General features: G+C 66.2%; 18 protein-coding genes and 2 tRNA genes. 8 read left to right on the forward strand and 12 right to left on the reverse strand.

Annotated features, from left to right (window positions below):
- Nucleotides 1–44: 44 nt before the first annotated feature.
- From ACX80V_RS01420 to ACX80V_RS01435, 4 genes are all read right to left on the reverse strand, one after another.
- A tRNA-Met gene (locus tag ACX80V_RS01420) sits at nt 45–121 on the reverse strand.
- 146 nt (nt 122–267) lie between these two features.
- Nucleotides 268–341 (reverse strand) — tRNA-Met (locus ACX80V_RS01425).
- Nucleotides 342–421: 80 nt separating this feature from the next.
- Nucleotides 422–3,433, reverse strand: a complete 3,012-nt coding sequence (locus ACX80V_RS01430; protein ID WP_485841669.1) for a UPF0182 family membrane protein — start codon at nt 3,431–3,433, stop codon at nt 422–424.
- A 136-nt stretch (nt 3,434–3,569) separates the two neighbouring features.
- The gene (locus ACX80V_RS01435; protein WP_485841670.1) at nt 3,570–4,763 is read right to left on the reverse strand and encodes a YlbL family protein; all 1,194 of its coding nucleotides are present in this window, start codon (nt 4,761–4,763) and stop codon (nt 3,570–3,572) included.
- A gap of 131 nt (nt 4,764–4,894) precedes the next feature.
- On the opposite strand from ACX80V_RS01435, the gene ACX80V_RS01440 reads away from it, so the two are divergent.
- The 3 genes from ACX80V_RS01440 to ACX80V_RS01450 are packed head-to-tail and all read left to right on the forward strand — an operon-like array spanning nt 4,895 to nt 6,942.
- Nucleotides 4,895–6,316, forward strand: coding sequence for a zinc-dependent metalloprotease (locus tag ACX80V_RS01440; protein ID WP_058931896.1), 1,422 nt, complete (start codon nt 4,895–4,897; stop codon nt 6,314–6,316).
- Nucleotides 6,317–6,376: 60 nt separating this feature from the next.
- Nucleotides 6,377–6,556, forward strand: coding sequence for a dihydrofolate reductase family protein (locus ACX80V_RS01445; RefSeq protein WP_485841671.1), 180 nt, complete (start codon nt 6,377–6,379; stop codon nt 6,554–6,556).
- 32 nt (nt 6,557–6,588) lie between these two features.
- Entirely contained in the window at nt 6,589–6,942 is a 354-nt protein-coding gene (locus ACX80V_RS01450) for a dihydrofolate reductase family protein (protein WP_485841672.1), read from the forward strand.
- 9 nt (nt 6,943–6,951) lie between these two features.
- Here ACX80V_RS01450 and ACX80V_RS01455 read toward each other — a convergent pair whose 3' ends face one another.
- From ACX80V_RS01455 to nudC, 3 genes are all read right to left on the reverse strand, one after another.
- Nucleotides 6,952–7,563, reverse strand: a complete 612-nt coding sequence (locus ACX80V_RS01455) for a M48 metallopeptidase family protein (RefSeq protein ID WP_485841673.1) — start codon at nt 7,561–7,563, stop codon at nt 6,952–6,954.
- Nucleotides 7,560–9,695 (reverse strand): ATP-dependent DNA helicase UvrD2, encoded by a 2,136-nt coding sequence (locus ACX80V_RS01460; RefSeq protein WP_485841674.1) that lies wholly within the window; start codon nt 9,693–9,695, stop codon nt 7,560–7,562. The genes ACX80V_RS01455 and ACX80V_RS01460 overlap by 4 nt, the downstream gene beginning before the upstream one ends.
- A gap of 68 nt (nt 9,696–9,763) precedes the next feature.
- On the reverse strand, nt 9,764–10,786 hold the full coding sequence (nudC, locus tag ACX80V_RS01465) for an NAD(+) diphosphatase (protein ID WP_485841675.1): 1,023 nt from the start codon (nt 10,784–10,786) through the stop codon (nt 9,764–9,766).
- A 168-nt stretch (nt 10,787–10,954) separates the two neighbouring features.
- Between nudC and ACX80V_RS01470 the strand changes: the two genes are divergently transcribed.
- Nucleotides 10,955–12,214 (forward strand): macrolide 2'-phosphotransferase, encoded by a 1,260-nt coding sequence (locus tag ACX80V_RS01470; protein WP_485841676.1) that lies wholly within the window; start codon nt 10,955–10,957, stop codon nt 12,212–12,214.
- A 38-nt stretch (nt 12,215–12,252) separates the two neighbouring features.
- Here ACX80V_RS01470 and ACX80V_RS01475 read toward each other — a convergent pair whose 3' ends face one another.
- From ACX80V_RS01475 to ACX80V_RS01485, 3 genes are read right to left on the reverse strand one after another with little or no spacing between them, the layout of a single operon-like run.
- A complete protein-coding gene (locus ACX80V_RS01475; RefSeq protein WP_485841677.1) occupies nt 12,253–15,759 on the reverse strand; it encodes an ATP-dependent helicase in 3,507 nt (1,168 codons plus the stop codon).
- A complete protein-coding gene (locus ACX80V_RS01480; RefSeq protein WP_485841678.1) occupies nt 15,756–19,172 on the reverse strand; it encodes an ATP-dependent helicase in 3,417 nt (1,138 codons plus the stop codon). Before ACX80V_RS01480 ends, ACX80V_RS01475 begins: the two co-directional genes overlap by 4 nt.
- Nucleotides 19,169–19,585 (reverse strand): MGMT family protein, encoded by a 417-nt coding sequence (locus ACX80V_RS01485; protein ID WP_058931890.1) that lies wholly within the window; start codon nt 19,583–19,585, stop codon nt 19,169–19,171. Before ACX80V_RS01485 ends, ACX80V_RS01480 begins: the two co-directional genes overlap by 4 nt.
- Before the next feature lie 63 nt (nt 19,586–19,648).
- Here ACX80V_RS01485 and ACX80V_RS01490 point away from each other — a divergent pair, with 63 nt between their 5' ends.
- The 4 genes from ACX80V_RS01490 (at nt 19,649) to ACX80V_RS01505 (ending at nt 23,114) form a co-directional block, all read left to right on the forward strand.
- Nucleotides 19,649–20,356, forward strand: coding sequence for a 3'-5' exonuclease (locus ACX80V_RS01490; RefSeq protein WP_485841679.1), 708 nt, complete (start codon nt 19,649–19,651; stop codon nt 20,354–20,356).
- 306 nt (nt 20,357–20,662) lie between these two features.
- On the forward strand, nt 20,663–21,598 hold the full coding sequence (locus ACX80V_RS01495; protein ID WP_485841680.1) for an ABC transporter substrate-binding protein: 936 nt from the start codon (nt 20,663–20,665) through the stop codon (nt 21,596–21,598).
- Nucleotides 21,599–21,615: 17 nt separating this feature from the next.
- The gene (locus ACX80V_RS01500; RefSeq protein WP_056343886.1) at nt 21,616–22,380 is read left to right on the forward strand and encodes an amino acid ABC transporter permease; all 765 of its coding nucleotides are present in this window, start codon (nt 21,616–21,618) and stop codon (nt 22,378–22,380) included.
- The gene (locus tag ACX80V_RS01505) at nt 22,377–23,114 is read left to right on the forward strand and encodes an amino acid ABC transporter ATP-binding protein (protein ID WP_058931887.1); all 738 of its coding nucleotides are present in this window, start codon (nt 22,377–22,379) and stop codon (nt 23,112–23,114) included. Before ACX80V_RS01500 ends, ACX80V_RS01505 begins: the two co-directional genes overlap by 4 nt.
- 126 nt (nt 23,115–23,240) lie before the next feature.
- Here ACX80V_RS01505 and hemL read toward each other — a convergent pair whose 3' ends face one another.
- Both hemL and ACX80V_RS01515 read right to left on the reverse strand, forming a co-directional pair.
- Nucleotides 23,241–24,560, reverse strand: a complete 1,320-nt coding sequence (gene hemL, locus ACX80V_RS01510; protein ID WP_485841681.1) for a glutamate-1-semialdehyde 2,1-aminomutase — start codon at nt 24,558–24,560, stop codon at nt 23,241–23,243.
- Nucleotides 24,561–24,654: 94 nt separating this feature from the next.
- A complete protein-coding gene (locus ACX80V_RS01515) occupies nt 24,655–25,779 on the reverse strand; it encodes an LLM class flavin-dependent oxidoreductase (protein WP_485834965.1) in 1,125 nt (374 codons plus the stop codon).
- Nucleotides 25,780–25,784 lie beyond the last annotated feature (5 nt).

A 25,784-nucleotide genomic window follows, 5' to 3' on the forward strand; every position in this document is an offset into this window, starting at 1 on the left:
AAAGAAGACCCCGGCCGGCGTAATGCCGGTCGGGGTCTTCTACATGGTTGCGGGGACAGGATTTGAACCTGTGACCTCTGGGTTATGAGCCCAGCGAGCTACCGAACTGCTCCACCCCGCGTCGCAAGATCAACACTACCGTACTTTGGAGTAGGTAAAAACCAATCGTGATTGAGGGTCGCCACAACCCCGGGCTCCCGGCTTGGGGCGGGTCCGCTTAAACCAAAAAGTCCGGATTCTGTTTCCAGAATCCGGACTTTTCGCCAGTTGCGGGGACAGGATTTGAACCTGTGACCTCTGGGTTATGAGCCCAGCGAGCTACCGAACTGCTCCACCCCGCGTCGCAAGATCAACTCTACCGTTCGGTGAACGGGGGGCCAAATCCTGGTGGCGTGATGTGCGTCTCGCTGGGTCAAACACCTTAGTTGCTGGCCGCCGGCGAGGGCGTCGCCGTCGGTGTGGCTTCCGGCGACGGTGTCGCCTCGGGCGATGGCGTGGCTTCAGGGGCCGGCGCCGGGATCTTGCCCTCGGCGTCAATAGCCTTCTGCAGGGCCGCCGCGAGCTTCTTCTGCTCTTCCCCATAGGCGGCAAAGTCGCCAGCCGCCAGGGCTGCCTGGCCCGCCTTGATGGCGGCGTTGGCCTCATCCAGCGCGGCCTTCAGGTCTGCCTGGGCACCCGCACTCACCGGCGGTGTTGTGCCAGGAGCAGGCGGGGTCTGGCCGGTGTTGCCGGAGTCGCCCGCGGCAGCGCCGGAGTCGCCGCCGAAGAGTTGCTTCAGGGCTCCGTCGAGGGTCGGCGCAAAGCCGACCTTGTCGCCGAAGGCCACCAGCACACGCTGCAGCGTGGGGTAGGACGTCTCACCGGTCGACTTGAGGTAAACCGGCTGGACGTACAAGATGCCGCCGCCCACAGGCAGTGTCAGCAGGTTGCCGTTGAGCACTTCGGAGGCACCCTGCCGCAGAAGGTTCAAAGCCTGGGACACCGTGGGATCGGAGTTGAACTTGTTCTGGGCCTGGCCTGGCCCGGGAACCTGTGTTTCCGGCGGAATCTGCAGCAGCCTCAGCTTGCCGTAGCTTTCAGCTTTGACGCCCTTCTCGTTTCCGGCGTCAGAGTCGGCGGCCAGGAAGCCATAGAGGACGTTCCTGGCAGTGCCGTTGACGATCTGCGGGATGAAGGACGAGGTGAGCTGGAAGGCCGGCTTTTCCTGGTCAGGCATCTGCAGTGACATATAGAACGGCGGCTGCTTGATCCCTTCAGTGTCTACGGTGGGATCGTTCGGCACGCTCCAGACTTCGTCACTCTTGTAGAAGCTCACTGGTTCCGTGACGTGGTAGCGGCCCAGGAGCTCCCGCTGCACCTTGAACAGGTCTTCCGGGTAACGGACGTGGCTCATAACATCGCCGGACATCTCCGAGTACGGCTTCACTGACGCGGGGAAAACTTTCTGCCAGGCCTTCAGGACGGGATCCTGATCGTCCCATGCATAGAGGGTCACCGAGCCGTCATAGGCGTCGACCGTGGCCTTGACCGAGTTCCTGATGTAGTTCACCGAGCTGTTCGGCAGGGCAACCGTCCGGCCTGAAGTGGTCTGGGAGTCCGCGGTGGCAGCCGAGAGCTGCTCCTGCTGCGAGTACGGGTAGTACTGGCTAGTGGTGTACCCGTCCACGATCCACTTGACGCGGCCGTCAACAACGGCCGGATAGGAGTTGCCGTCAACGGTGAGGTACGGGGCAACCTTCTCCACGCGGTCACGCGGACTGCGGTCGTACAGGATCTGGGATTCTGCGTTAACTCCGTCGGAGAGGAGGAGGTCCGAGGACTGGAACTTGATGGAGTACAGGACCTTGTTGAAGAAGCTGCCCACGTTGGGCCCGCCGTTGCCGGTAAAGGTGTACTGGGTTTCCCCGTCCCCTTCCTTGCCGGAAGGCCTGTCCTGTTCGCGGTGCGGTGATCCCGAAGGCGCCCCGACAATGGAGTACTCCGGGGAGTCTTCGCCGAAGTAGATCCGCGGCTCGTAAGTGGAGTCATCGCCAAGTACACCGGTGGACGGGATACCCGACTGGAGGAACTCCGGCTTGCCGTCGACGGTGAACTTGTTTCCCTTGGCCGCCACCACGCCGTAGCCGTGGGTGTAGACGACGTGCTGGTTGAGCCAGCCCTGCTGGTTGGTGGCAACGTTCGCCGGGTTCAGCTCGCGCACGGCGATGACCGTGTCCTGGATCTTGCCGTCAACCTCGTAGCGGTCGACGTTCAGTGCCTCCGGGAACTGGTAGTACGGGCGGTACTGCTCCAGCTGGGAGAACGCATCGGAGATCAGGTTGGGGTCCAGGAGCCGGATGTTGGCCGTGGTCTGGGCGTCCGGGGCTAGCGCCCCGGTGCTGGCAGTGTTCGTCGCGTCATAGCGGTCCACCTGAATCTGGTCCAGGCCATATGCAGCCCGAGTCATCTCGATGTTGCGCTGGATGAAGTCCTTCTCCAACGTCTGCTCGGAAGGCCGCACCTGGAACTGCTGGATAACCCACGGGTACACGCCGCCGGCCAGGATCGAGGTGATGATCAGCATGGCCGTGCCGATGACCGGCAGGCGCCAGCGGCCGATGACCGCCGCAACGATGAAGAGGATGGCCACCAAGCCTGCCGCCACGGCGAGGATCGCCTTGGTGGGGATCACGGCATTCACGTCCGTATACAGCGCACCGGCCCAGCGCCCGCCGTTGCCCTGCAGGGCGGCGTAGCGGTCCAGCCAGAAGTTTGCGCCGAGCAGGATCAGGAAGGCTGCGCCGGTCACGGCGAGGTGGATCTGTGCCGCGCGGCTGGTGAACACGCCGCGTTCCATCAGCCGGATGCTGCCGTAGAGGTAGTGGGTGAGGATTCCGGCGATGCCGGCCACCACAACCACGCTGATCAGGAAGCCTGTGACGAATCCCAGGAACGGAAGAGTCATGAGGTAGAAGCTGATGTCCAGGCCGAACTCAGGGTCGCTCTGGCCGAACGGTTCCTGGTTGAAGAACAACAGCACTTTCTGCCATTGGCTGGCCGCGGCGCTGCCCGCGAACAGCCCGAACAGGATGGGCAGGCCCACCATAACGACGCGGCGGACCGGTTCAAGCTGGGCCTGGTAGCGGTTCAGGTTGTCGCGCATCTCGGAGTCCGGCGCGTACACGGGCCGTGCGTGGTAGGCAACCCGGATGGCAAAGAAGACGGCCAGGAACATCAGCGCGAAGCCGGCGAGGAAGATCCCGATCCGCGAGAGGTTTTCTGTCACAAAAACTTCGAAGTAGCCGAGCTGCCGGTACCAGAGGACGTCAGTCCACACATTGGCGAAGAAGATGAAGCCCACCACTGCGATGGCAACAACAATCAGCGTGGGCGTTAGGGCCCCGCGTCGCGAGGGGGGTCTTCCGGGCGGGATGGGGCTGGTAGGACGGGACAAACTCGGTACCTCATAGCTGGTCGTCAGGTTTACATGAGAAGCGTGCGTGCGGTTGACGTCCGGCACCGGTCAAGCGTGTGGCAACGTCCGTCATATCTGCCACGAGTGGCGGTAAAGCTTAGTTCCTGGCCTCAGTCTAGTTGCTGGCGCAGACCGGCAAAGCGCCCGTGTCCTGCCCGGATCCGGCGAGTTCGACGGCGTGACGCGCCTCTGCGATGTTCTCCACTTTGAGCACCTGCAGTCCCTCCGGCACATGGCCCACAACTTCGTCGCAGTTTTCGGCCGGGGCGAGGAATACGGTGGCTCCCCCGGCACGCGCGCCCAGCATCTTCTGCCGGATGCCGCCGATGGGACCTATGGTTCCGTCGGGGGTGATGGTCCCCGTTCCGGCGACATGTTTGCCGCCAGTCAGGTCCCCCGGCGTCACGGTGTCGATGATGCCCAGCGAAAACATCAGCCCGGCACTGGGTCCGCCAACCTTGTCCAGTGAAATCTTCACGTCGAACGGAAACGTGAACAGGTACTTGAGCATGACTCCGAGAATGTAGCGGCCTGCACCGTTGTTCATGGGGGTGATGGTCTGAGTGACGGATTCCCCTGCGCGCTGCACCACCAGGGTGGCCGGCGCTCCCTGGCCGGCGGCCAGTTCCTCCTGCACTACGGCGAGCGATGTGATGGGTTTGCCGTTGATCGATTCGAAGATGTCGCCGTTTTCAACCTTGCCCGCCGACGGCGAACCGTCCGGGAGCCCCGCGGCCTGGAGCTGCTGGCCGAAGGGAATGTCGAGCTCCTTAAGTGCTGATGCCACGGCGTTCTCCTGCGACGATGTCATGGCCACGGAGCTCTGCTCGTCAGCCTCCTCCTTTGTGGTGCCGCTGGGGTAAAGCATCTCCACCGGCTGAACGGACTTGGACCCGTCCAGCCAGGCGGTGAAGGCACCCAGGATGCTCACCGGGCCGTTGGGGCCGCCGTCGACATAAACGGTGGTCAGGTCCAGATTTCCCTTGGCGGGATAGGTTTCGTGGCCTGTCACGCTGATGACAGGGCTGCCCTGGCTCTGGCCGAGGGTGTTGAAGGTTGGTCCCGGCGATTCCACAACATAAGGCACCGGTACGGTGACGGCCGCGATCCCCAGTCCCAGCGCCAGGACGCCGGAAAGCATCATCACGGACACCCGCCGGTCCCCGGGCGGGGAGCTGCGGGGGGCATTCTGCCCTGTTGGCGGGGGGCCGGCTAAACCCTTTCCGGGCGCTGCGGCACTCGCTGTAGTGCCGGCGTCGAGCTCTGGAGCGTGGTCCTCATGCGGATGATCGCCGCGGGTTGTAGTCACTGAATCAACACTACGCGGTGCCGCCCCCGGCCAGCTCTTTGCCTACAGCGAACGTGACGCCTGTCCGGCAGACAGCCGCCCCTGCCCGGGGTACCGTGAAGTGAACAGTCACACCGACGATCGGCGGGATCATGACCTCCAACCCACTCAATCCATCCAACGGCGACGATACGCCAAAGGATCCGTTGACCGAGATGCTGCAGAACCTGATGGGCGGCAAGGGCATGGAAAACTTCGACCCCGCCGAACTCGCAAAGGCAGCCGGCCTGCCGAACGACCCCAATCTCCTGGCCCAGATGTTCTCCCAGGTCCAGGCCATGATGAGCGCCCCTTCCGAAGGGCCCGTCAACTGGCAGCTCGCGCACGAGAACGCCCGCCGGGTTGCCGCCAGCAGCGCCGACCCGTCCGTCACGTCCCTGCAGACCCGCGAAGTCGACGAGGCCCTGCGGCTGGCCGAACTGTGGCTTGATCCCGTGACCGACCTTCCTGCCACCGGCCTGATCGGCCGTGCGTGGTCGCGTGCCGAGTGGGTAGAAGCCACACTTGGAACATGGAAGCGGCTGACCGAGCCCGTAGCCAACAGCATCGCCAACGCGCTCTCCAGCGCCATGACCGAACAGATGCCCGAAGAGATGAAGTCCATGATGGGCGGTGCTTCGTCCATGCTGCAGAACATGGGCGGCGCGATCTTTGGGATGCAGCTGGGGCAGGCGATCGGTGCCCTGTCCGCGGAGGTTGTCAGCTCCACTGACATCGGTGTTCCCCTGGCCGACCTGGAAATGGCGCTCCTGCCGGCCAACGTGACCAAGTTCGGGGAAGGCCTGGGCCTGCCGGAGAACGACATCCGGCTGTTCCTGGCCGTCCGCGAGGCAGCCCATGCGCGGCTTTTTGTCCAGGTTCCCTGGCTGCGCGGCCACTTGCTCGGCGCCATCGAGGCCTACGCCCGCGGCATCCATATCGACACTTCCAGGATTGAAGAGCTGGCCCGCGACCTGGACCCCAGCAACCCTGAAGGCATCCAGGAAGCGCTGTCCCAGGGGGTCTTTATGCCGCAGCGGACCCCTGCTCAGGAGCAGGCGCTTGAAAAACTTGAGACGGCCCTGGCCCTCGTTGAAGGCTGGGTGGACGAGCTCACCGCTTCGGCCACAGAGAAACTGCTGCCCTCCGCCGGTGCGCTCCGGGAAACAGTCCGGCGACGCCGTGCCACCGGCGGTCCGGCGGAACACGCTTTCTCTTCCCTCGTGGGACTCGAACTGCGCCCCCGCCGCCTGCGCGAGGCTGCCACGCTGTGGGCCACGCTGAAGGACGAACGGGGCATTGCCGGACGCGATGCCATCTGGCAGCACCCGGACCTGCTCCCCACCGCCGAGGACCTCGATGACCCGCAGGGGTTCAGTGGCCGCCGCCAGCTGGCCGAGGCCAGCGACAGCGAAGTGGACGACGCCCTGCAGAAGCTGCTGAGCGGCGGCTTCGACGACGCGCCGCAGGATGATTCCGAAGGCGGTGACGACGGCGACCAGCCCGCCGGCGACGGTGAGCAGCCCAAGGGTTAACCGGACCACACAGTACGACGGTGGCCGCGCCACCTGTCGTCGCCACTGGAGGTGTTCGAAATGCGCAAGATCATCCTGATGATGTCGGTGTCTTTGGACGGATTCTTCGAGACGATCGACCGGGACATCAGCTGGCATCTGGTGGATGACGAACTCCTCCGCCACTTGAACGGGCAGTTCCGGACGACCGGGGCCTTCATGTTCGGGCGCGTCACCCATGAGCTGATGGCCGGTTACTGACTGCCGATCAGGATCCGGACCTCTCGGCGCCCATGGTCGAGTTCGCCGGGGTCTGGCGCGAGATGCCCAAGTTCGTCTTTTCACGGACCCTCACGCAGGCCGACTGGAATACCACGGTGATTCACGACGTCGTGCCTGAACAGATCGCGGAACTGAAGGCGCAGCCCGGCGGCGACATCGTCCTTAGTGGAGCCAACTTGGCCTCCACCTTCATGCGGCACGGCCTGATCGACGAATTCCGAATTCTCGTCCACCCCGTGGTTCTGGGGCAGGGCCGGCCGCTGTTCGAGGCTCCTGATGTCCGGATGGACCCCAGGCTCGAGGAGACGCGGACGTTCGGCAACGGCGTGGTTCTGCTCCACTACTCCCACGATGGCGAAGGTTAGAAGGCCCCGCTAGTCGGCGTCGGCTGGCTCTGAATCATTGCTGCCCGCGGTCAGGCCCCGGGAGGTCGCGAACGAGACGCCTTCCAGGAATGCCTTGGCCCGCATCGTGTCGGGGTAAGCATCCAACAGCTTCCAGAACGCGGCATTGTGCCCGGCCACCAGCAGGTGCGCGAGCTCATGCAGGAGGACATAGTCGATGACCCACTGCGGCATGGGCCGGAGCTTGTCGGAGAGCCGGATGGATCCTTCCGACGGCGTTGCGGAGCCCCAGCGCGAGTTCTGGTTGCTGACCCAACGGACCGACGTCGGGACTGCCCTGCCGCCGAAGTACCGGGCCGAAAGGGCTGCGGCGTGGGCGGCCAGGGCAGTATCAGTGGCCGGCTGTTTGCTTCCTTTGCGGGAGCGCCGCTCCCCCTGGCGGTGCAGCTTCTCCAGCATGCGGTGCACCCATTCAGACTCCTGCGCGGCGGTGAACCTGGCCGGAATGGCCACCACTGCCGTCCCGTTCTCCCAGAAGGCAGCCACGGTCCTGGTCCGGCGGGCCGACCGCCGCACCTCAACCGGTGATCCGTCCGCCGTGGTGACGGGGAGGGTGTCCTGTCCTGCCGGCCGGCGGGTCACAGGGTGGTGCTTTCGACGAGCACCCGCAGCACGTCTTCGCCGTAGCGTTCCAGTTTGGACGGACCCACGCCGGCCAGTGCCGCGAGATCCTCCAAGGTGGACGGTTTGGCCTCTGCGATGGCCGTCAGCGTGGCATCCGTGAAAACCACAAATGCCGGCACCTCGGCCGCCAGTGCTATGGCCTTCCGCCATTGCCGAAGGGCATCGAATGTCTGTTCTTCGTAGCTGGGCGGACAGTCGTTGCAGCGGCCCACCTTGCGTTCGGCGCCGCTGGCCAGCATGCTCCCGCAGACCCTGCAGGTGGCGGGGGCCGCCGATTTCCGGCGCGGCGCCGGCCCTTTTCCGCGTGCGCTGGAGCTGGCCACCGAGTTGGGCCGGAGCCCGTCGAGGAAGCGTGAGGGTTTCCGGTTGGCCCGGCCGCCCGGTGTCCGTGCCGTGGACCAGGACAGGGACAGGTGCTCGCGGGCGCGGGTGATGCCCACGTAAAGCAGGCGGCGCTCCTCATCCACGGATTCGGGTGTGTCCGCAAAGGAAATGGGCATCAGGCCTTCGCAGAGGCCCACTAGGAACACGGCGTCCCATTCGAGGCCCTTCGCGGCGTGCAGCGATGCAAGCGTCACGCCCTGGACAGTGGGAGCGTGCTGCGCCAGCGACCGTTCCTGGAGTTCATTTACAAAGTCACTGAGACTGAACTGCTCGCCGCGGACGTGGACCAGCTCGTCCGCGAGCGCCACCAGCGCTGCCAGGGACTCCCAGCGTTCGCGCAGCGCGCCACCGTTGTGGGGCGGGGCGTCCGTGTAGCCGAGCGAGGCCACGATATCGCGGACCAGCTGGCCGAGCGGTTCCGGCGTCGCGGTTTCTGCGACGGCCCTGGTTGCCGCGCGCAGCTGGAGGATGGCGTCGCGCACTTCCTTGCGGGCGAAGAAGCGCTCACCACCGCGCAGCTGGTAACTGATGCCGGCGGCCGCAAGCGCCTGTTCGTAGGCCTGGGACTGCCCGTTGGTGCGGAAAAGGACAGCCACCTGGCTGGCGGGAGTGCCGGCGTCGAGCAGTTCCTGGATCTTGATGGCGACCGTGGCAGCTTCGGCTTCATCGTCGGAGCACTCGGTGAACTGCGGGACAGGCCCCGCCGACCGCTGCGCCACCAGCTGCAGCGGAGCCGCCCAGGCAGCATCGGCCACCGGCCCGCCGCCACGCCGTGCGGCCAGCAGATCGTTGGCCAGCTTGACCACCTGCGGCGTGGAACGGTAATCCCGGATCAGTTTCACCACATTGGCCTCAGGGTACTGGGCCTTGAATCCCAGCAGGTGTTTGGGCGAAGCGCCGGTAAACGAGTAGATCGTCTGGCTCGCATCGCCCACAACGCACAGCTCGTCCCGCCCGCCCAGCCACAGCTCCAGGAGGCGCTGCTGCAGCGGCGAAACGTCCTGGTACTCATCCACCACAAAATGCCGGTACTGCTCACGAACGGTGGCCGCGACTTTCTGGTCCTCCTGCAGGATCCCCACCGTGATCAGGAGTACGTCCTCAAAATCAATGACGTTGCGGTCCGTCTTGACATCCTCATAGGACTGGAAGACCCGGGCGACGGCGGTGAGGTCGAACCCGCCGGGCGTTCCCCTGCCCTGCGCGTTCTCCAGGTAGTTGGCCGGGGTCAGCATGGAGACTTTGGCCCACTCAATTTCGGAGGCGAGGTCCCGGATGGACGCGCGGTCAGTGCTGAGCCGCAGGCGGCGGGAGGCTTCGGCGATCATCTGGGCCTTGTGGTCCAGCAGGTTGGGCAGCGTGCCGCCGACCGCTTGCGGCCAGAAAAACTGCAGCTGCCGCAAGGCGGCGGCGTGGAAGGTGCGCGCCTGGACATTGCCCACGCCGAGATCCCGCAGCCTGCTGCGCATTTCCGCGGCGGCCCGGGCCGTGAACGTCACAGCGAGGAGCCGCTGGGGACTGTACACCCCTGAGTGCACGCCATACGCAATGCGGTGCGTAATGGCCCTGGTCTTGCCGGTGCCGGCACCGGCAAGGACGCACAGCGGCCCGTTCAGCGTGCTGGCGACCTCGCGCTGTTCAGCGTCAAGTCCCCCAAGGATTCGTTCCTCAAGGGACTCTGCACTGTCAAAATTCTCTGTGGTCACTTCTGCTGCTCTGTTGTCGCGACTGCCACGTGCTGGCGTCTGGCCAATGGTGATGCCTGTTCCGGGTGTCAGGTGTCCGTGCGGTCCATGATCCGGCCGCCATACCAGTGCTCAATCAGCGAGCGTGCAATGGACAGCCGGCTGGAGATGGTGATTTCGCCGGTGAGCACGGCGTTCTGGAGTTCCTCCCGGCTGAACCAGCGCGCACGGGTTACCTCCACGCCGTCGGGCTTTGCCACGGCGTCTTCGGTGATGGCGGTAAATCCAAGCATAAGGGAGGCCGGGAACGGCCATGACTGCGAGCCCAAGTACTGGCAGCCCGTGACTCGGACGCCCACTTCCTCGTGGATTTCCCTGACGACGGCCTGTTCCAGGGATTCGCCTGGTTCAACGAATCCAGCCAGCGTGGAGTAATTCTTCGCGTCAAACGGCCCGCCGCCACCGAGCAGCAGCCGTCCGTCCGGCCCCACCACCGTGACGATAATGGCCGGATCCGTCCGGGGGTAGTGTTCCGAGCTGTCCTGGGGGCAGCGGCGGACCCAGCCGCCGGCCTCCACGGCAGTTCGGGCCCCGCAACGGGGACAATGCGTATGGCCGGCGTGCCAATTGGCGATGGCGCTGGCTTCAACGAACAACGCCGTATCTGTGGGGTTCAGGACGGCGGCGATGTCGCGGAAGCCAGCCCACTGCGCGTCGGCCGGGATTCCGGCGGTGCCGGGCTCGGCAGGTTCGGGAAGGACGACAAGAACCACTTCGGTGCCGGCGGCGAGGTCCGAGCCGTTCAGCGCGGCGCCAAGATAGATGACCTGTTCCGGGGCTGAGCCACGGTCCCGCAGGTCAACCAGCAACTGGGCGGCTGCGGGCAGTAGAAGCTCGCTACCCCGCACCAGGGCCTGCCGCCCGGCAAGGACCACCGCCCGGGTGTGTTCGCTGTCCAGCAATTCCTCAACCATGCCTGGCCGGACACGGTCTGCGGAGCCGCGGTCCACGGCGGCCGGGAGAACCGGCAGTACGGTATCGAACAGGTGGTTGGCCGGCAGCTGGGCTGCCTGCGGCTGGTAGGCCGGTATAGCGGACTCCGCATGACTCATGTGTCCACCGTACTGACTCGGACTGACAATTTACATTCGGCGGGGACATTCGTCGGGACAGGTGGCGTGGACGTCCGGACCGAGTGCGGAAGCCGACTTTTGCAGCATATCTGGAGACTCGCCGCCGCACATCGTTGTCTTGGACGCCACTCAATCTACCGTGGAACGGTGAGAAGAAAACCGATCGAACTGGCAGCCGTAGCAACCGCGGCAGTCCCCGGGTTGACCCCAACCGCCGTTAGCTCCGCTGCGGACGATCCCGCGGATTTTGACTCCGCGCTGCTGCTGGATTCCGAAGACAAACAGTGGCGGGTCAGGTCCCCGCGGCATGCGGAAGCAAGCGCCAGGCTCGAGACGGAGTTCCTCGTCCTCCGGGCATTCGTACCGGCCATCCGGGCCGAGCTGCCCTTCCTGATGCCCACGGTGGCCGGCAGCGTCCGGCTTGGCAATCTCAGCACCTTTGTGTACTCCCATCTGGCCGGGAGCACGCAAAGTGTGGAAGAACTCACCGCGGGTCCGGCCGCGCTCGCCCGGGAAATCGGGACAGCGCTGGCGGCCATCCATGATCTTCCGCACTCCCTGGTCAGCAATGCCGACCTGCCCAGCTACACCCCCAACGAATTCCGCCAGCGCCGGCTCAACGAGCTCGATCAGGCGGCCACAACCGGAAAAATCCCGGCGTCGCTGCTGCTCCGCTGGGAACATGCCCTTGAAGACGTCTCACTGTGGCGGTTCAACCCGTGCGTTGTCCACGGGGACCTCCATGAGGACAACCTGCTCGTGGAAAGCAGCCGCGTCACGGCCGTTACGGGCTGGACGGACCTGCGGATCGGGGATCCCGCCGACGACTTCGCCTGGCTGGTTGCCTCGAACGAACAGGATTTCGTGGACGCAGTTCTTGCCAGCTACACCGGGAGCCGCCGCGACTCCCCGGACCAGCACCTGCTCCGGCGAGCTGCCCTGTCTGCCGAGTTCGCGTTGGCGCAATACCTGGTCAAGGGCATCGCTGCCGGCGACGCGGGTATGGTTGCCGAAGCCGAAGGCATGCTGGAAACCCTCGCGGCCGACGTCGAAGAGCACGGCGGCCAGGCCATCAGTGTCGAGCCGCTGCCAGCCCCGGCTGCCCCGGCCGACGACGCCGCCCAGTCCCCGGCAGCCCAGTCCCACGCGGTGGGTGTGCCCGCTGGTCCGGCGGTGACCGTCGTCCCCTTGCCGGTCCCGTCGGTGGAGCCTGTTCCGGCGGTGCCCGCGGTGGAAGTCAGCCCTATCCCGGCTGAACCCCTTGCGGCCGACGAAGCACCGGCGGACGAAGCACCGTCGGACGAAGACTCCGCAGACGAGTCACCGGCGGACAAGCCGTCAGTACGCCCGTCCGCCGAGGACACGTCCACCGCGGCCATCAGCATCGTCGACGTCAGGAAGCACTGACACCCGGGAGCGCTTCCTGAGGTCAGCCTGCGCTGACCTCAGGGAGCACTGACGTCGAGGGCGGCGGCCACAATCTGTTCGAGCTCCTCAGCGGAGCCCAGATCGTGCGGCCGCACCACTTGGTTGTCCGCAACGTAGAAGAAGGCGGCCCTGACGTCTGCCACCGCCACGCCCTTGAGCCGGGCCCAAGCCAGCCGGTACGCGGCCAGCTGCACCGATTTGGCCCGCAGCTGCGCGGCAGACGGCCGACGGCCGGTTTTCCAGTCCACGAGGTCCCACCTCCCGTCCGCGTCCTGGAAGACGGCGTCGATGCGCCCGCGGACCACGACGTCTCCCACCCGCGTTTCCACCGGCACTTCGACAAATGCCGGTGACCTGTCGGCCCATTCCGAGGCTTTGAAGGTGGCCACCATGGTGTCGAGGTCATAGGCGGCATCAATGTGGTCGTCGGAGCCGGGGGCCTCGCCGAGATCCAGCATGCCGGCTGCGCCGAAGTACTCTTCAACCCAGGCGTGGAATGCCGTCCCCTTTCGCGCCGACATGCCGGGCTCACGCGGTACAGGCCTTCGCAGCCTGCCCACTACCCCCGCCGGGTCCTCGCCAAGATCCACCAGCGTGGACGCAGAGATGTGGCCGGGCAAATGAACGTCCTGCCCGGAGGCGCGCCTGGACCGCCGTTCCAGCAGCAAGGCAGCTTCCCTGGCCCAGCCCGCCGCAGTGCCCCGGAGCCTTGGCCCGGACTCATTGGCGGATACAGGCTCAAGGACCGGCACAAAGTCCTCGGGATCCAAGGGCTCCAACGCGGCCCGGACGCGTGCCGCGGCGCCCTCCATGGCCAGCCGCCTGCCGGGAACAACCCGCAGGCGCTCCCCGGTCCGCGCATCCACGGGACCTTCGAGGGGGTCATAGGGCCATCCGGCCACCTCCGTTTCCGTGGTCAACGGGCTCTTTTCCGGCAGGGATGATTCCTCCACTGACGCCGGATGGACCAGGGCGGGAGAGATTTCCGCGGCGTCCGCCGAGGGCGTGTTGGGGCCGGAGCCGACAAGCTGTTCCAGTTCAGCGAGGAACGGTGACATCTCGGCACGGCCTGCCCTGGAGCCCACCCATGCCGCGCTGGAGACCCAGAGGACGTGCTTTGCCCTGGTGTAGGCCACATATGCCAGGCGGCGCTCCTCGCCCTCACCATGGACCTGGACGGCTGATTTGAAGTCCTTCTCGGCGTCCAGCCAGCCCTTCCGGTCCGGCTGGTCGGTATCCCACTGGGGCAGGTCCGAACGGTCCCCCCGCAGCGGCCACGGCAGGGCCGCCGCGCCGCTGCTCCAGCGCGAGTCCTTGTTGCTGGGGAAGGCGCCGGCGTTGAGGCCCGGTACAAAGACGACGTCCCATTCCAGGCCCTTTGACGCATGGACGGTCAGCAGTTGCACAGCCTCGCGGTTGATATCCGACGGCGGAGCTTCGAGTCCGTTTTCCTCGGCCGCGGCCGCTTCCAGCCAGGCAAGGAAGGCGAGGATGTCCACCCGGTGCGAGGTCCGCAGGAAGCCGGCCGCCGCGTCCTGGAAGGCGTCCAGGTTTCGGCGGGCCTGGTGGATACTGGTCCCCGGGCGTGCTGCCACTTCGATGTCGAGCAACATGGCGCGTTCCACTTCGCCGAGCAGAGTGGTGAGGTCGTCCCCGAGGTAGCCGCGCAGCTGCCTGAGCTCCGTCGAAAGCCTGCCGAGGCGGTCGCGGGCCACTTCGGTCAGCGACCGACCGTTAGAAGAGGTCCAGTCTTCGCGTGGCAGCCAGTCCAGCGCCTCGACCAGGCTGGCGCCGTCAGTCAGGTCGCTTTCGATGACGGCCTCGTCGGACGCGTCTGCGGGCCCGTCCTCCGGCGTGGCAGCGCCGGCCGGGCGGCCGCGACGGCGTGCAAGGTGGCTGGACCAGTCGCGGAAGGCCATCAGGTCTGCCGGCCCGATCCGCCAGCGCGCGCCGGCCACGAGGCGCATCAGGGAGTCCGAGCGTCCGGGATCGGCAAGCACCCGGAGCGTGGCCACCAGATCAACGATTTCGGGAGTGTCGAGCAGTCCGCCAAGCCCCACGATTTCGTAGGCAATCCCCCGCGCCTCGAACTCCCGCCGGATGGTTTCCATCTGGGCCCGCCGCCGGCACAGGACAGCCAGTGCGGGCGGCACCGGTGTGCCGTCGGCCTCACGTTCAAAGTCAGTGACCCGGTACTTTATGACGTCCTCGGCAAGGGCGGCCGCTTCGTCGAGGTCTGTGCCGAAGCGGCCCAGTACCACCCGTCCCTCCACCGCGAAGGGACTGGGCTGCAGGGGCGGCACATTCGCCGCCGCGGTGCCAACAGGTTCGCTGCCGGCAGTGGCCTTCTGCGCCTCGGCGCGCCCTAAGGCCTCTGACATGATGTTGGCGGCGGACAGGATGGCCCGGCCGTTGCGCCACGCCGTCGTGAGGTACGACGTAGGGGCCAGCGTGAAGCGTCCTGGCCCGTCGCCCCCGTCCACGCGGACAGGGAATTCACGGACAAAGTGGAAGAGCTGGCCTGCCGAAGCACCCCGGAAGCCGTAAATCGACTGGTTGGGGTCCCCCACGGCGGTGACCGCGTGGCCGTCGCCGAAAAGCCGCGAAAACAGGACCAACTGGGCATACGACGTGTCCTGGAACTCGTCGAGGAGCACCACTTTGTAGCGCTGGCGTTCCATGTCCGCAGCAAGGGGGATCTCCCGGGCAACACGGGCCGCCAGTGCCACCAGGTCGCCGAAGTCCAATGCCCCCCGTGACTTCTTGGCGACGGCGTAGCGGCCCACCATGTCAGCCACGCTTGCCCTGGTGCGCAGCATCGCGGCCAGTTCACCGGCTGCCTGCGGGGCATTCTTCTGCGCCCCGGCCACGTAGGGACGTTCTTCAAACTCAGACAGCCGCGCCAGAAGCCAGGCCTCGACGTCGGCCGGTTCCTGCAGGTGCTCTGCGCACTCCCCCGCGAGCTGGATGACTGCCTTGACCAGTGTGGACTTGGCTGCCTTGAAGTGGCTGTACTCGCCGTCGAACGCTTCCACTACTTCGCTGGCGAGCTGCCAGGCCTGGGCTCCGCCGAGCAGCACAACGTCGCGTTCCACGCCCAGCCTCAGCCCGTAGTCAGAAACTATGCCGCTCGCAAATGAGTGGTAGGTGGACACTTTGGGTTCAAGGGCGTCGCTGCTGAGCAGCCCCTCGGCGAATACGTCATGCCGCGTGTCCTGGGCAGCGACCCGCTGCAATGCGGCCAGCTTAGCCCGGATCCGGGTGGCCAGCTCGCCGGCCGCCTTCCTGGTGAACGTAACGCCCAGGACTTCCTCTGGCCTGACCCAGCCGTTGGCAACGAGCCAGACGACGCGGTCGGCCATGGTGGCGGTCTTGCCGGAACCCGCCCCCGCGATCACCAGCCGGGGAGCCAGGGGTGAGGAAATGATGGCCGACTGTTCGGGGGTAGGCGTGTTCTTTTCACCCAGCAGCTCGGACAGCTGCTCGGGGCTAAACAGGGGCTCTGGAACCTGGGGCTGGCTCATTCGGTGACCTGCTTTCCGCGGACACAGAGTGGACAGACCTCAGGGAGCCTGCAGCCGTGCCCCCCGTGGCTGCTTTTTGCCGGGTCGTGCCGGGCTTCGAAGTTGCTGCCGGACATGACGGCGGCCGCATCGGTGACCATGTCCAGGGCCCAGTTATCCTGGGCCTCCAAGGGTTCCTGTTGCTGGACGCCGGGACTTTTGGTAGTTGTTCCGAGCTGCGCCAGTACTGCGCCGCCCGGCACGAGTGAGCCCGGCGCTGGTGAGTCCGGCACTGGTGCACCGGGTTCTGCTGCGCCGGGAAGTCCGTGTACCTCCGTGAAACCGCCAGCCAGGACCGCCGCTTGGTAGGCCCCCAGCTGGGGATGGCGGGACAGCTCGGACTTGCCAGGCTGCCTTTTGCCCGTCTTGAGGTCCACAATGACCAGCCTTCCTTCGGGGTCGATCTCCAGCCGGTCAACCTGGCCGCGGAGCACGGCGGCCCGCGCATCGCCGCGCTGGCCATCGCCCGAGTCCGTCGCTGCCGGCGGAACGTCGGGCAGCCGGACCTCAAAGTCCTGCTCGACGCCCAGCAGGCTCCGGCCCTCGCTCCGCATCACCAGGACGTACTGGGCGAGCTTGCGCACCATTGTTTCGGCACGCTGGAGGTCCAGTTTGCCTTCCCAGTTGTCCTTCATCCCCAGGGTTGGCCACCGGCGGATGAGTTCGGCGACGTACTCGCCCCCGGAGGCTTCCGGCAGGTCCTGCGCGATGGCGTGCACCAGGGTGCCCAGGCTCCGGGCGAAGTCGGTGGCGGCCTCTCCGCCGGCCGCCTGCACAAACCAGTCGAGCGGTGATTTCTGCACGGATTCCACCTTCGACGGCGAGACGTAAACCGTCCCTCCGGGCGGGACAACCGGCTCCGATGTCGTCAAAGGAGGCAGGCCCCACCAGCTGTCCGGATGCGCTCCCGGGACCGCCGGTTCCGCGGCGGCAAGTCCGGCCAGGACCCTGGCGGCCTCGGCGGCTTCGGGCTCATACTTTCCATTCAGCTGCGCGTATTGCCGCAGCTCGGCCACCAGGGCACGCAGCGTCATGGGCCGTTCCACCGGCGTGAACCCCCTGCCCTCGGCGCCCGGCTCAAGCGGCGCCACATAGTCGAGGAAGGACGAGGGCTGGTCGTCCTCGGACGAAACAGCGGTGCAGATCAGCATCTCGCAGGCCCTGGAAACGGCCGTGGAGAAGCTCCGGAGTTCGTCGTAGCGGATCTCCCGCAGCCGGCTCAGCGGGTCCAGCTGTAATGCATAGCTAACCCCATGCTCGACGGCGTCAGCGTACAGGCTGCTGCCCAGCAGCTCACCGCGGAGCCTGGTATTGGGCCAGACGCCTTCCTGCAGCCCCGCCACAATGACCACGGGCCACTGCCGCCCGGCAGCACTGGCCGGGGTCATCAGCTCGACGGCGTCGTCCACCTGGGCCCGCGCGGCCAGGGTATCCATCGGCAGCTCCTGGTTCAGGAGGTACTCAAGGAACTGCTCCGGCCCGGCGCCCGGCATCTGGTCCACGTAGCGCTCGGCTGTATGGAAGAGCGCCATCATGGCATCAAGATCCCGGTCGGCTCGGGCTCCGTGGGAGCCGCCGGTGAGGGCAGATTCGGTCCAGGCGTTGGCCAGTCCGGTGGAGTGCCACAGGGCCCAGAGCACGGTCTCGGCATTGGCCCCGGGCTCGGCGGCGGCGCTCCGCCCTGCCTGGATCATGCGGGCGGTCCGGCGCGCGGAACGGCCTTCCAGGCCCAGCGTCCCCAGGGCGCCGGGTTCCGATAATGCCTCAACCAGCAGGGCGTCGCTGGTCCGTCCGCCGCCGCCCAGCAGCTCCTCCCGCCTCAGCGACTGGCGGAGCCGGCGCAATTCAATGGACGTGGCACCCCCGATGCGCGACGTCAGCAGCGCAACGGCGGCTTCCGGAGTCAACAACTCGGGATCCAGGGCTATGGCGTAGGCGTCCAACAGCGGACGCACGGCCACCTCATCGCGGACCGCGGACTCGGCCACCGGAACACGGACCGGGATCCCCTGGCCCGTGAGGTACCGCTGCAGCTCACTGAGTTGGCCGCCGTTACGTACAATCACGGCGATCTCGGCCAGGTCGCGGCCATGGTTGACGTGCTGGTCCAGGATGCGCTGGGCAACGTACCGGAGTTCGTGGACCGGGGACGGTACCAGGTGTGCTTCCACCGTGCCGGCGGACTGCGGGTCGGGTTCGACGACGGCGATGGGCCCGTGCGCGGTTCCGGCCCGGGGTTCGGGCTGCTCAAGCCGCCTTGCCAGCTGGCCGCCCGCACGCTGCGAGATCCTGCCCGCGACGCCGAGCCAGGCCTCGGCAATGGCGGGGGCGTGCCGATGGGTGTGCCACAGCGGCCGCTCGATGACGCCGGCTTTCGCAGAAAGCAGGCGCGGCAGCTCCGCAACGAGGTCGGGTCTGGCCCCGCGGAAGCCCTGCACAACGGTGTCCGGGGAGTAGGCGACATAGCAGTCCTTGCCGGCGGCGATATCGGCGAGCAGTTCGAACACGGCAGGGTTCGCCTCCTGCACATCGTCCACCAATACGAGCTGGAGGCGATCCCGTTCCGCGGCCAGGAAGCCAGGCGCGTCCTGGAAGATCTGCCGGGCCGTGGTGATGATGCCGGCGGGGTCGAAGGCCTCCGGCATGCGCAGGTCCAGGACGTCCCGGTACTCGGCGTACAGCGCCGCGGCGGCGATCCAGTCGGGCCGGCCGCACTGGTGGCCCAGCTCCTCCAGGTCACCGGCGGTCCGGCCGGATTCGATGATCCGGTCGAAGAGTTGGCGTACTTCATGGCGGAAGCCCCGCGTCTCAAGTGCCGCTTCCAGATCCGCAGGCCATGGAAGTTCCAGGCCGGGCATCCGGTGGCCCTCCAGGAGTTCGCGGATGATGAGGTCCTGTTCCGGGCCTGACAGGAGCCGTGGCGCGCGCGGAAGCGTAAGGATTCCTTCCGCTTTCGCCCGCCGGATCAGGTCAAACGCATAGGCTGCCCAAGTCCGGGCCGGCGTGGTGCTCAGGCTCCTGTCCAGCCGGGCAGTGAAGCGGTCGCGGAGTGAGTCGGCGGCGAGGCGTCCGGGCGCCAGGATGAGGATCCGCTCCGGGTCCACGCCGTCCTGCAGGGCCCGACGGACGGCAGCTTCGATCAGGACCGTTGATTTTCCGGTTCCGGGTGCCCCGGGAACCAGGACGGGCCCGGAGCCGTGAGGCACGTCGACGGCACCGCGCTGGTCCGCAGACAACGCCGGCACGTCGGCGTGCAGCTGCCGCGGCGGGAGAAGCCGGAGGCCCGTTCCGCCGGATCGTCCGGCCGCGGACGCGGGCCTCGCTGACGTGCGTGCGGACTCGGCGGTATCAAGATCGGGGATTGTTACGGTCACACAGACATTTCATCATCAGCCACCGACAATCTATGCAGCCGCCGCTCCAGCTGCTCCGCAATAGCGTCAATCCGGTCGAAGTCATCCTCGCCCGGTGCCCAGCGTGCTGCCATCAGGTCCACCCGCCATTTGCCTTCGCCGGTGCGCAGGAAAGCATCGTGGTTGCCGAGCAGCGGCGTCCCCTCCTGCAGGTAGTGGCGGAGCGCTTCGGCCTCATGGCCTTCCGGACCCTGGCCGTTCGCCTTCAGGATGCGCCACCACGCGACCTGGCTGCCGTAGTGGCTCATGGCGTGGCCAACCTGCCGCGGACCGCCGGACCCCAGCAGCTCAGCCACATCACCGTAGGCCAGTGCGGTGCCGGGTGGAACCAGCTCGACCAGCGCGAGCACCGCCTCAATGTACTCAGTCCGCATACCTCAAGGTTACCGGCAGTGGCGCTGCCCGATCCTGTCGGTGCTGGCCGGTAGCGTTGAGGCATGACCACCTGGAACACCCTTCCCCGCGCAGCCTTCGATCTCGAAACCACCGGACGGAATTCGCGTGCCGCGCGCATCGTCACGGCGTCGGTCACCGTGGTGGACCAGCAGGGGGACGTGATCACCGAACACGAATGGCTGGCCGATCCCGGCGTCGAAATCCCTACCGAGGCCAGCGATATCCACGGCATCACCACGGAGCATGCCCGGCGTGAGGGACGGCCGGCCCATGAAGTCACCGGGGAGCTCGCAACTGTCCTGCAGGACCTGTTCGACGCCGGAATTCCGGTCATTGCCTTCAACGCCAGCTACGACTTCACCGTCCTGGCCGCTGAGTCCGCCCGCTACGGCGTCCGGCAGTTGAGCCGGTTCCCCGTCCTGGACCCGTTCATCATGAACAAACAGGTAGACCGCTACCGCAAGGGTAAGCGCACACTGACGGCCCTGTGTGAGGAATACGGCATCACGCTGGACAACGCCCATACGTCGGCCGCGGATGCTTTGGCCACGCTCCGGATGCTGGATGCCATGGCCATCAAGTTCCCCAAGCTCAAGATGCCGGCCAGCCAGCTTCACGATCTGCAAAAGGACTGGGCTGTCAGCCAAGCGGCGGACTTCCAGAACTACCTGCGCAAGACCAAGCCCGCCGCCGTAATCGAAGGCGAATGGCCCGTCCTACCTCCGGAAGACGCCAGTGGCGACTTCTAGTTGAGAGCTAACTCACATTTAGCCCGGAACCGCTGACCGCGGCTGCCGGAACCCGCAGATTCGGCCGCGCGGGCAGCATTCATTCATCAGCTGTTCAGGAAGAGTCAACTTCAGCCACTAATTCGGCATGGGGCGCACTGAAGCAAGGTCTTATTCGTCCGAAGGCGCTGAAAGCCGGAAATGAGATGATTAAGTTCAGCGGTAATCCCGCCCCGGCCGGCCGGCATTTGGGAGCAAGGCGCCAGGCGCCTGACGCGCAGCCTTCGGCCCGGTTGATCTTATGACTCTGATGAAAGTGACTTTCTCATGAAGACCAAAGCCATGAAGTGGCTGACCAGCGTTCCGGTCGCGGTTGCGCTGGCTGTCTCGCTGGCCGCCTGCGGTAGCGGGACCGCCCAGCCGAGCGGCACGCCCACCGATGCCCTCGCCGGCAGTGACCAGCAGACGCTGGACAAGTACACCACCGCCGACGTCACGCCGTTGGACCAGATCGACAAGACCAAGCTGGGCCTCAACACCGAAGGCAAGCTTGAAGTTGGCACGCTCTCCGACGCCCCGCCGAACATCTTCATCGACCCCGCCGGCAAGTTCACCGGCTACGACAACGAGCTGCTGCGCGCCGTAGCCGGCAAGCTTGGCCTCGAGGTCGAGTTCGTAGCCACCGACTTCTCGGCGCTGCTCTCCCAGGTACAGACCAAGCAGTTCGATGTGGGATCGTCCTCGATTTCGACCACAGACGCCCGCCGCGCCAATGTGGGCTTCACCAACGGCTACGACTTCGGCTTTATGGCTGTCGTTGCTAAGACCGACAGCGACGTCAAGGGCTTCGCAAACCTGGATGCCAATGTCCGCATCGGCGTCGTCCAGGGCACGGTCCAGGACGACTACGTCACCAACACCCTGAAGCTCGAGCCGGTCCGTTTCCCGGACTACGCCACCGTGTACGCCAATGTGCGCAACGGCCAGATCGATGCCTGGGTGGCACCCTCGCAGCAGGCCACCGGCCAGGTGAAGGAAGGCGACGGCACTGTCATCGCCGAGTCTGTTGTGAACACCCAGAACTTCACCGCTTACGCCGTGAACAAGGACAACAAAGCCCTGATCGACGCTTTGAACTCCGGCCTGGACGCCGTAATTGCTGACGGTACCTGGTCCAAGCTGACCAAGGAATGGTACCCGGACCGCGAGACCCCCGCCGACTGGAAGCCGGGAAGCAAAGCTGCTCCGGCTCCCCAGAGCTGATCTGGGCTTAACCGCTTATGGATCTCCTGGACCAGCTGGGTGAAACGTTCCTCAACTGGGAGGAAATGGCGAAAGTCGTTCCCTCCCTTCTCACGGTGGGCTTGCCCAACACCCTGATCCTGGCCTTGGCATCGGGCATCCTCGGCTCGTTGCTGGGGCTGCTGCTCGCACTCATGGGTATTTCCCGGAATCCGGTGGCCCGCTGGGCAGCCCGGATCTACACCGACCTGTTCCGCGGCCTGCCCGCCATTCTGGTCATCCTGGTGATCGGTATTGGGCTCAGCCCCATTGCCCGGGAACTCACCGGTAACCGGAACCCCTATCCGCTCGGGATCCTGGCGCTGACCCTGATCGCCGGCGCCTACATCGGTGAGATCTTCCGCTCCGGTATCCAGAGCGTGGAGAAAGGCCAGTTGGAGGCCTCGCGTGCCCTTGGCTTCAGCTACGGCAAGTCCATGCGGCTGGTGGTGGTGCCGCAGGGCATCCGCCGCGTGCTGCCTGCCTTGGTGAACCAGTTCATCTCGCTGCTGAAGGATTCCTCCCTGGTATTCGTGCTGGGCCTGGCTGCCTCCGACCGCGAGATTTTCCGGATCGGTAACGATGCGATGGCCAACACGGGGAACCTTTCGCCGCTCGTGGCCGCTGGCGTTCTGTATCTGATCCTGACTGTGCCGCTGACCCACTTCGTAAACTTCATCGACAACCGGCTCCGTACCGGCCGGCCGGAGAAGAAGGAACCGGACGAGCTGGCGGCACCTATCGGCAAGGGGGCACAGGCATGACGGAATTTACTTCCGGCACCCTGACCGGCAAGAACCTGCACCTTTCGTTCGGGCATAACCATGTGCTCCGCGGCATCGACCTCCACGTGGAGAAGGGCACCACGGCTTCGGTCATTGGTCCGTCCGGCTCCGGAAAGTCGACGCTCCTGCGGGTCATGAACAGGCTGATCGAACCGGACCAGGGCGACATCCTGCTGGATGGCCGGTCGGTCCTGAAGGACAACCCGGACGAGCTGCGCCAGCGGATCGGCATGGTCTTCCAGCAGTTCAACCTGTTCCCGCACAAAACCGTGCTGGACAACGTCTCGCTCGCGCTGCGCAAGCTCCGGAAGCTGTCCAAGGACCAGGCGCGTGACGAGGCCCTGGAGCAGCTGGATCTCGTGGGCCTCAAGCACAAAGCTGATGCCCGCCCGGCCAACCTCTCCGGCGGCCAGCAGCAGCGTGTCGCAATCGCCCGTGCGTTGGCCATGAAGCCTGAGGTGATGTTCTTTGACGAGGCCACCTCCGCCCTTGACCCGGAGCTCGTGAAGGGCGTCCTGGCGCTGATGACCGACCTCGCCAAGGGCGGCATGACCATGGTGGTGGTGACCCACGAAATGGGCTTCTCCCGCAACGTCTCAGACACCGTCACGTTTATGGACGCCGGCGTGGTGGTCGAATCGGGTCCGCCCGAGCAGATCTTCACGGCGCCCGCAACGGACCGCCTGAAAGGCTTCCTGTCGGACGTGCTGTAGTCACACCAACAGAAAATCCCCGTCTCCCGGACATTTTCCCCCACGCATGGTGCGGGGTTTTGTCCGGGAGGCGGGGATTTTCTTGCTTCAGCCGTTGCGGGCGCCCGTCAACGGCCGACGGCGGCGCTAGGCTTTCGCGGCAGCTGCAGCCTTCGCGGCGGCCGGGAGGGCGTCAAAGATCCGGTTCATCGCGGCGTCGTCGTGGGCGGCCGACAGGAACCAGGCCTCGAAGACCGACGGCGGCAGGTAAACGCCGGATTCCAGCATGGAGTGGAAGAACGGCGCGTACCGGAAGGTTTCCTGGGCCTGGGCGTCAGCATAGTTGTGGACGCCGTTGGCGGACGTGCCGAATGCCACGGAGAAGAGGTTTCCGGCGAACTGGACGGAGTGGTCCACGCCGGCACTGTCCAGGGCAGCGGACAGCGCCGAGGAGAGCTCCAGCGAGCGGGCGTCCACAAAGGAGTACACGTCGCGGGTGGCGTGCGTCAGCGTGGCTACGCCGGCTGCCATGGCCACGGGGTTCCCGGAGAGTGTCCCTGCCTGGTACACCGGGCCGAGGGGTGCAAGGTAGTCCATAACGTCCGCACGCCCGCCGAGAGCCGCCGTCGGCATTCCGCCGCCGATGACCTTGCCGAACGTGAGCAGGTCAGGGGTCCACGGCTCCGTGGCGTCAGCAGCGCCGCCGGTGAGGCCCCAGTAGCCGGAGTAGCCAGTGCGGAATCCGGTCAGCACCTCGTCGAGGATCAGCAGCGCGCCGTGTTCGCGGGTGATGCGGGACAGCCCCAGGTTGAAGCCCTCCCCCGGCGTTACCACGCCCATGTTGGCGGGGGCGGCTTCGGTGATGACGGCCGCAATGTTCGGCCCGTGGGCGGCAAAAGCGGCTTCGACGGCGGCGAGGTCGTTGTACGGCAGGACCAGCGTTTCGGCGGCAGTGGCTTCGGTGACACCAGCCGAGCCCGGCAGCGCCAGGGTGGCAACACCGGATCCTGCAGCGGCCAGCAGCCCGTCCAGGTGGCCGTGGTAGCAGCCGGCGAACTTGATGATGAGGTTCCGGCCGGTGAAGCCACGGGCCAGCCGGACTGCCGTCATGGTGGCCTCGGTGCCGGTGGAGACCATACGCACGCGTTCGGCGGCCGGCACGCGCTCCTGGACGATGGCGGCCAGGTTGGCCTCGTCCGGGGTGGACGCGCCGAAGGACAGGCCTCGGTCCACCGCCGCGTGAACGGCCTCCAGTACGGCCGGATGGGCGTGCCCCAGAAGGGCCGGGCCCCAGGAGCAGACCAGGTCGACGTACTCTTTGCCGTCGGCATCGGTCAGGTATGGGCCCTGGGCCGACACCATAAACCGCGGGGTTCCGCCCACCGAGCCGAAGGCACGGACGGGTGAGTTGACGCCACCGGGCATCAGGGTCTGGGCACGGGCGAAGAGGTCTTCGGAACGAGTCATGCCCCTATTCTTCCATCACGTGCGGTGGCATCCGGCGCCACGCCATGGCGCGGGCGCCGGATACAGTAGCTGCCGGATCAAGTGGCCGCCTGACTCAGCGGTCCGCGAGCATGTCCGCAAGCTTGTCTGCAACGAGGGGCGCCACCTTGGAACCGAACAGTTCGATGGAGCGCATCATCTGCTCGTGGGGCAGCGTGCCGCTGCTGTACTTCATCTCGAAGCGGTCCGCACCGAGGGTGCCCTTGAGCCGGGCGATCTTCTTCGCCACGGTCTCCGGGGAACCAACGAACAGGGCGCCGTCCTCGTCCGCCGCGGCTTCGAACTCGCCACGCCCGGCCGGTCCCCAGCCGCGTTCCGCGCCGATCTTGTTCCGCGTGGCGAGCCAGTGCGGGTAGTACTCCTCGAGGGCCTGCTCGTCAGTTTCGGCCACGTAGCCGGGCGAATGCACGGAGAGTGCCTGCGGTTCCTTACCGGCTTCGGCCAGCGTGCGCCGGTACAGATCGGCATACGGGCGGAAACGCTCGGGCTCGCCGCCGATGATCGCCAGGACCATGGGGTACCCGTAGGTGGCCGTGCGGACTACGGATTGGGGTGAGCCGCCCACTCCGATCCAGGTGGGAAGCAGGCGGCCTTCCACGTGCGGATAGACCATCTGGCCCCGAAGCGACGCCCGGGTGCGGCCGTCCCAGTTCACCGGGTTCTGGGACCGCACGCGGTCATAGATGTCCAGCTTCTCCTCGAACAGCGCGTCGTAGTCGCCCAGGTCGTAGCCAAAGAGCGGGAAGGACTCGGTGAACGAACCCCTGCCCAGGATAACTTCGGCGCGGCCGTTCGAGACGGCGTCGAGGGTGGCGAAGCGCTGGAAGACGCGGATGGGATCGTCCGAGCTCAGGACCGTGACAGCACTGCCGAGCCGGATGTTTTCCGTGGCCGTGGCGATGGCTGCGAGCACCACGTCCGGCGCACTGACGGCGAAGTCCCTGCGGTGGTGCTCCCCCACGCCGAAGGAGTGCAGTCCGACGGCGTCGGCCACCTTGGCCTGTTCCACCACCTGGCGCAGCACCTCCGCGTGGTGCTTGGGTGCGCCGTCGGCAGCCAGGTCGACGTCGCCGAAGGTACTGACGCCCAACAGGATGGTGTCCGCGGGGACGGGGGCAGTGGGGTTGCCCGGGGTGGACGGAGTGGTTACGGAAGGCTCGCTGTTTTCATGCATACGCATACAAA

It is taken from the genome of Pseudarthrobacter arbutini (assembly GCF_054510915.1).

Bases quoted from the DNA above. Each gene is read 5' to 3' on its own strand.
- hemL (WP_485841681.1), bottom strand. From the start codon at position 24,560: ATGACTCGTTCCGAAGACCTCTTCGCCCGTGCCCAGACCCTGATGCCC.
- nudC (WP_485841675.1), bottom strand. From the start codon at position 10,786: ATGAGTCATGCGGAGTCCGCTATACCGGCCTACCAGCCGCAGGCAGCC.
- ACX80V_RS01515 (WP_485834965.1), bottom strand. From the start codon at position 25,779: ATGCGTATGCATGAAAACAGCGAGCCTTCCGTAACCACTCCGTCCACC.
- ACX80V_RS01450 (WP_485841672.1), top strand. From the start codon at position 6,589: ATGGTCGAGTTCGCCGGGGTCTGGCGCGAGATGCCCAAGTTCGTCTTT.
- ACX80V_RS01440 (WP_058931896.1), top strand. From the start codon at position 4,895: ATGACCTCCAACCCACTCAATCCATCCAACGGCGACGATACGCCAAAG.
- ACX80V_RS01445 (WP_485841671.1), top strand. From the start codon at position 6,377: ATGCGCAAGATCATCCTGATGATGTCGGTGTCTTTGGACGGATTCTTC.
- ACX80V_RS01505 (WP_058931887.1), top strand. From the start codon at position 22,377: ATGACGGAATTTACTTCCGGCACCCTGACCGGCAAGAACCTGCACCTT.
- ACX80V_RS01490 (WP_485841679.1), top strand. From the start codon at position 19,649: ATGACCACCTGGAACACCCTTCCCCGCGCAGCCTTCGATCTCGAAACC.
- ACX80V_RS01485 (WP_058931890.1), bottom strand. From the start codon at position 19,585: ATGCGGACTGAGTACATTGAGGCGGTGCTCGCGCTGGTCGAGCTGGTT.
- ACX80V_RS01475 (WP_485841677.1), bottom strand. From the start codon at position 15,759: ATGAGCCAGCCCCAGGTTCCAGAGCCCCTGTTTAGCCCCGAGCAGCTG.
- ACX80V_RS01500 (WP_056343886.1), top strand. From the start codon at position 21,616: ATGGATCTCCTGGACCAGCTGGGTGAAACGTTCCTCAACTGGGAGGAA.
- ACX80V_RS01495 (WP_485841680.1), top strand. From the start codon at position 20,663: ATGAAGACCAAAGCCATGAAGTGGCTGACCAGCGTTCCGGTCGCGGTT.